General features: G+C 59.0%; 2 protein-coding genes. One reads left to right on the forward strand and one right to left on the reverse strand.

Annotated elements, in window-relative coordinates:
- Positions 1 to 135 precede the first annotated feature (135 nt).
- Positions 136 to 1,338, forward strand: a complete 1,203-nt coding sequence (locus AC0969_RS19700) for a transposase (protein ID WP_479625846.1) — start codon at positions 136 to 138, stop codon at positions 1,336 to 1,338.
- A 4-nt stretch (positions 1,339 to 1,342) separates the two neighbouring features.
- Here AC0969_RS19700 and AC0969_RS19705 read toward each other — a convergent pair.
- Positions 1,343 to 1,526, reverse strand: a 184-nt coding sequence (locus AC0969_RS19705) for a hypothetical protein (protein ID WP_479625847.1), incomplete at its 5' end; no start/stop codon positions are given.

Below are 1,526 nucleotides of genomic sequence, written 5' to 3' on the forward strand. Positions count from 1 at the left end.
GAGCCACTTGCACAACCACTCAAAGATGTAATTTCCTGTCGATTGGGAGTCGAATTTTTGAGGGTGAAGGTGTAGGCGCAGCCACTGGGAAGTGACATCATCTGGTTTACCAAGACAAGATGAAAGCGCCCACCGATGGACTGTACGACAAGACAAGGCTACCGCCAACACTACGCGCTGTTGCAGCGCGAACTGGGCCAATGGGCTGGCGGTCTCGAATTGACATTGACACCGATGCACCAACGCATCGTGCACACCCTGGACTGGCTGAACCTGGAGGGCCTGATAGGTTATGCAGGCAAACGCGCAGGCCCGCCCGAGCGTAGTCGCCTGGCGCTAGCCCAGGCATTTGTTGCCAAAGCTATTTTGGGCTTTGAGCAAACCTCGCAGCTGCGCAGCCGATTAGCTGTGGATACCGTGCTTGTGCGCTTGCTGGGCTTTGAGTCCCACCGCAGGTTGCCCAGTGAAGCCACATTTAGCCGGGCCTTTGCTGAATTTGCCGAGATGGGTTTACCAGCCAAGGCCCACGAAGCGCTGATACGCCAACACCTGGGGGAGACGGTCATAGGCCATATTGCCCGCGACTCCACCGCCATTCATGCGCGTGAGCGCGCGCAGTACAGCGCGGAGCAAACAGCCGCACTGAACGAGGCGAAAGCAGCAAAGGCGGCAAAAGCCGTAAAGACAGATAGTGTGCCCAAGCGGCGTGGCAGACCGCCCGCAGGCACCGTGGCAGCGGACAAGGCCAACAAGCCAGCCCCGCGCAGCCGCATTCCTGCGCAGCTACTGCAAACACCCTCCCAAGCGCTGGCCGAGCTGCCCCAGCTGTGCAACAAGGGAAAGAAGCGCAATGCCCAGGGCCACTTCAACACCTGGGTGGGCTACAAGCTGCATCTGGATGTGGCCTGCTGCGGTGTACCCATCACGGCAGCCTTGACCTCGGCCAGCGTCTATGACAACCAGGTCAGCGTCCCGCTGGCGCGCCTGTCAGCCCAGCGCGTCACCAGCCTGTACACACTGATGGATGCAGCCTACGACAGCGAGCCACTGCGCCAACTGGAGCGTGAACTCGGGCATATACCGATCGTGGCCATCAACTCGCGTGGGCGCAGCAATCCGCCAACACTGGATGCGGCAGAGAAAAAGCGCTTTGGTGAGCGTACGGTTGTGGAGCGCATCAATAGCCGACTAAAGGACAGCTTTGGCTGCGCCAGCATGTGGGTCAAGGGGCACGCCAAGGTGTTGTGCCACACCACATTTGCGGTACTGGCCGTGAGTGTGGATGCGTTGATGCGGCTGATGCTCTATGACAAGCCCTTGCAGGTACCGGCACAGTAGCCGCTTAAAAATAATGGACCGATGCGGGTTTGCGCTTCAAAAGCAGGAGCGCAAGGGGCGAACTCGCCCAGATACATGGCTTTCGATGCACCTCAACCACGCAACCCGCTAAATCCCTTCGCTTCGTCTTGATTTTTGTCGCTGGCACATTGGCCGCTTGGTCATCCGCAGAATTGTGCAAGTGGCTC

The sequence above is a fragment of the Rhodoferax sp. LB1P47 genome (assembly GCF_056521445.1).

Bases quoted from the DNA above. Each gene is read 5' to 3' on its own strand.
- AC0969_RS19700 (WP_479625846.1), top strand. From the start codon at position 136: ATGGACTGTACGACAAGACAAGGCTACCGCCAACACTACGCGCTGTTG.